A 4,931-nucleotide genomic window follows, 5' to 3' on the forward strand; every position below is an offset into this window, starting at 1 on the left:
GCCCAGGTGGCCGCCGCCGGGCTGCGCAACCGTCGGGCGGGCGCGGCGCTGCCGCGCGTCGAGGTCACCGGCTACGGAGCCGACGCCCGGACCGGACGGGCCGCCACCGGGTCGCCCGCGATGCGACGTGCGACCACCGCCCGCGCCGTGTTCTCCCGGCAACTGGCGAGCGAACTGGAGCGGCTCCAGCGGGATCTGCCCGCCGACGCACCGCGCCTGACCGCGCGGGACTACACCGTCGTGGTGCGGGCCATGAGCCGAGTGCCCGCCGACTGGGCGGCCACCGGCGCCCTCGCGGGCGTGAGCCGGGCCGAGTTGGGCCGCCAGGCGACGATCGGCCTGTTCCAGGCACCCGACGCGGTGGCGGTGCAGAAGCTCGACACCCTGCGCCGCCGCGACCGCGCGCTGCGCGAGGGCCCGTTCGACGTGGACGCCATCGCCCGCCGCGTCCTGTACCCGGACCCCGGGGCCCCCGTTCCCCGGGGCACCAGCCGGGCGCTGTTCGCACTGGTGGGCCGGGCCACGGCGGCCGGACGGGCGACCGGCCTGGCGGCACTGGCCGCGTTCCACCTGTCGGAGCTGGGGGTGACCGGTCCGGGCCGCGCCTCCCACTTCACCGTGGGGGGCCACCGGGTGCCGGGTCTCAACTGGAGCGGGAACGACGTCGTCCAGCTCGACACCACCGAGAGCGCCCTGCTGGAGGAGGATCCCTTGGGCGGCTACGACGTCCTCAGCACCGCACCGGCCCCCTGGCCGTCCGGGACGACCCCCTACGTGGTGGCCGCCGAAGGGCGGCATGACCGGGTGGAGGCACGGCTTCCCGACGGCACGACGCGGGAGCTGGACGTCGACGTGTTCGTGGAGCTGGTCGCGGCGGACGCGGCCCGCGAGGCGCTGCCGCCGGGCACGCCGATCGTGCTCGCCGTCCCGTTCGCCGCGGACGGCTATCTCGACCTGCCCCGCAGGCTCGCCGACCGCACCGGTCTGACGGTATGGGCGCACACCGGCCGGGTCACGGTCGAGTCCGCCGCCGGCGCGGCGAGCACCATCGACGTCGTCCGCAGCCCCGGGGTCCCGCGGGGCGACTGGATCGCCAGCGGTCCCGGATGGGGACCCGACTCGGACGAGGACGTGCCGGACTGGCACCACGAGGTGGTGAGCCGTGCCATCGTCAGCGCGCTGAGCGGCCGTCAGATCGGCCGTGCCTCGCACCACCCGGCCGAGTTCGCGCGGGACTTCGAGGACCACGACCGCCACCTGGACCGGATGCCGACGTTCGTGCACGACCACCCGGCCACCGGCCGGATCTCCGGCGAGTGGGACCTGCCGCGTCCGGGCCCCGAGGACGAGGCGTACCGACTGGACATGCACGGCTCTCCCGGCTCCCTGGTGTTCGCCCTGCGCGACGGCAGCACGCGCGACGTCGACGAGCGGGAGGCGGGTCCCTGGCTGCGCCGCCGCAAGAGCCTGACGACCCTGCCGAAGCACCACTGGGTCGACCTCGTCGTCTGCTGGAGCGGAGCGCCCGGCGACAGTGCGGTGCCCGCACCGAACACCGCCACCGACGCCTTCCCCGGACCGTTCGTACCCGATCCGCTCCGCACCCTCTCCATGGGCCAGCACGTGGCCAACGCCACGGGACGCGCGGTGCGCCTGGCCTACGGACCGCAAAGTACCGAGGAGAGCAACGGCCGCTACCGGCGGTCCCTGTTCGCGGACGCCCAGGGGCGTCGGCGGGCCTGGGCCCTGTCCCGGCCCGAGCCCGAGGGCGCCGAGCTGGACCGGCTGGCGGAGGCCGCCGGGGTGAGCCCCGGCAACGGCGAGGTCGCGGAAGAGGAGCGCACGAGGACGCTGCGCCTGGTACGGGCGCTGCGGCTGACCTTCGGTCACGACGTCGACGACGCGCCCGACTTCGGCGACCTGATGCGCGGGGTGGCGGCGGTCGACCACATGTGGCGCGGCGACTCCGACTTCGAGGAGGCCGGCCCGTTCACACTCGACCTGCTCCGACGCGTGATCGCGGCCCACCCCGAGGCCGCGTCCGGGACGGACCAGCAGGCCGCCCGACGGGTGCTGGCCGCCGCCGTACAGCACGGGGCCCAGTACCCCGGCGACCGGCTCATCGGCTTCGTCCACCTGCCCGCGGTCGAGTCCGCCGCCGAGTGGCTCTGGGAAGGAGGCATCGAGGACGAGGCCGCCGCCGTCCTGCGCGTTCCCACCGAGGAGGTGGGCGAGGCCGGGATGTCGAGGATGTTCTGGGCGCGGGTCAAGGCACAGGAGACGCTGCCGGGGCCCGGCCCGGACACGGAGGAGTTCATCGCCCGGCTGCTTCACCTGCCGCCGGACCCGCAGTCCGCCCACGCCCGTCGCACCGAGGCCCTGGATGTGCTCACCCGGGCCTTCGCGGTGGGCCGCGAGGCCTCCGACCCCGACGTCGCGGCGGCGTACGCCCTGGTGGAGGCGGGCGCGTACACCAACACGTTCATGGGCACGGTGCAGGGCACATCGGACGGCACCGGCCGCGACTTCACCGGCGGACCGGGGCAGGACGTCGACCTGGCCCGGTTCCGCACTCCGTCCGCGCTGGTGGACTCGCCCTGGGCGAGCGGCGGCACCGGGCAGGACGAGCGGGCCGTTCCCCATCTGGTGCTGGTCGGGCCCGACAAGGACGACCCGGACCGGATGGAGGTGGAGTGGGAGGGCGAGGCATACGGGACGACTGTCGGCGAGTTCGCCGAACTCCTGGCCACCGACCCGGATCTGATGCGTACGGAGCTGAGCACGCCGGTCGTCCTCGCGTTCCCCGGCCCGGCCGCCGACGCCGCAGGCCTGGCGGACCGGATCGCGGGGCGGCTGGGCCGGAGTGTGTGGTGGACCGGTTTCCCGGTGGACCTCTCCGGCACCGGCGGCACGGGCGAGCAGGTGCTGACCCTGCACCCGTCGGCCGACGGGACCGTCCCGGGGGCCGACCCCTGGCAGCGGGCGCGCCCGACGCAACCCGCACCCGCGCAGGAAGCGCCGCGCCCCGTCCCGGCGCCGCTGCCCCGGTCCGCCGGGCGGGACGGCGGGACCGGGCCGACCGGCCCCGAGTGGGCGTTCACTCCGGCAGGCGACACGGCGTCCGTGCCCCTGCCGCCCGCCACCCCGGGGGCCATCACCCTGCCGGGATCGGCGGCCACGGCCAGGACGGATGGGGGTGACTCCGCGGAGGCCGCCGGCCCCACCGACGCCACGAACCCCGCGAGGGACCCGCTGCTCTCCGACGCCACGCGGCTGACCGACGTGTCCGGCGCCGCTCGTGGCCGCGACTGGACCGGCCTCGGCACCGGACCCGTCGACGCCAACCGGATCCAGCTGCACGAGCAGCGCGACGGGGCGCTGCGCCAGGTGTCGGAGGAGCCCGCGCCGTGGGGCGACGCCGCCTACCTGGTGGCGGCGGAGGGCGGCCACGACTCCCTGTTCGCCGACGGGCGGGAGCTGGGGGCGGAGGAGGTGGCGGAGCTGCTGGCCGCCGATCCGACGCTGGCCCTGCTGCCGCCGGACGTCCCGGTGGTGCTGGCGAGCCCGTACGCGGGAGCCCAGGACGGGCGGCTGGCCCGGGCCGTGGCGGAGCGACTGGGCCGCAGGGTCTGGGCACCCAGCGGCGACGGACGCCTGCTGAGCGCGGCGGACGGAACCCCACGCACCGGGGCCGCCCCGGCCGATGCCACGACCATCGACACCCTGACCACGGGGGGCACCCGCACCGGGACCACGACCCCGGAGTCCACTCCCACCGGCACCACGCCCGTCGGCCAGCAGCCGCACGTGCTTTCCCTCGTCGACTCCGACCCCGACGAGGCCTACGGCGACTGGGTGCCGTTCGACCCGCCCGTCGAAGGCACTCCGCCCTCCGCGGACCGTGAGTGGGTCACGGTCGACGGCATCCGCTTCCGGGACAGTGATGTGGACACCCGCCCGCTGGTGGGCGCCGACCATCGCTTCGAGGGCCGGGAGTCGATGCCGGACGACGGTCGCAGGCGGCTGCGGGAGCGGAGGCTGCGCCGGTGGCGGGAGATGCGCGAACGCACCCACGTCCTCCGCCTGGGCGACACCTACCACCCGGTCGCCGCCGAGGAGACCGCTCCCGACCCCGAGGCGTCCGTCTACACCTTCCACGCCCACGGCGTGCCCGGCGGCCTGAAGCTCGTCCACCGGGACGGCCGGGTGCTGCTGCTGGGCGCCGAGGACGGGGGCCGCTACGTCGGCCGGCTGCCCGAGGTGGTCGCCCGGGCGGACGGGGACGAGCTGCACGTCGCCAGTTGCTACGGCGGTGTGGCGGGCGACCCCCGGCGTGTCCAGCCCCTGACCCGGCCCGCACCGCCCGTCGAGGACCCGCTGGAGGAGGTGGCGCTCGCCCAGCACGCCGCCAACCACAGCGGCCGTACCACCACCGCCGCCACCGGGCGCACCGGCTACAACGACACCGTCCGGCTGCTGGCCGCGACGCCGGACGGCACTCTGGCGCGGATGGAGACCTTCAGGCCCGAACCGGTGGACGCGACGGCACAGGTGGCCGAGTCCGCTGGGCTGCGCCCGCCGGCCCACCCCTCGGGCATCGCCGCCTGGGACGACGAGGGTCCGCGCGCGCTACGGCTGGTCCGGGCGCTGCGGCAGGTTCTCGGCGACGACGTCGAGGCCGACCGCGGGACCCCCGGCGGCCGGTACGAGCGGCTGCTGCGGGGCATCGGCGCGCTGGAGACACTCCGGGCGAACGACCCGGAGCTGGCCGCGCGCACGCCGCTGCGCAGGGAACTGTGGGAGCTGCTCGCGGCTCCCGCCGACGGTTCCCTGCCGACACCGGCCGCGTACGAGACCGTGCTCGACCGGGCCCTGTCCGCACCGCCGGACGCGCGCCTCACCCAGGTGTGGGACACGCCCGCACTGCGGAC

The 4,931-nt window shown here is 76.2% G+C and carries 1 protein-coding gene; it reads left to right on the forward strand.

The features are described 5' to 3' along the window. On the forward strand, nt 1-4,931 hold a 4,931-nt coding region (locus CR470_RS35745), incomplete at both ends, for a lonely Cys domain-containing protein (protein ID WP_143663955.1).

This window comes from Streptomyces sp. rh34, assembly GCF_002551245.1.
Classification (GTDB): Bacteria; Actinomycetota; Actinomycetes; order Streptomycetales; family Streptomycetaceae; genus Streptomyces.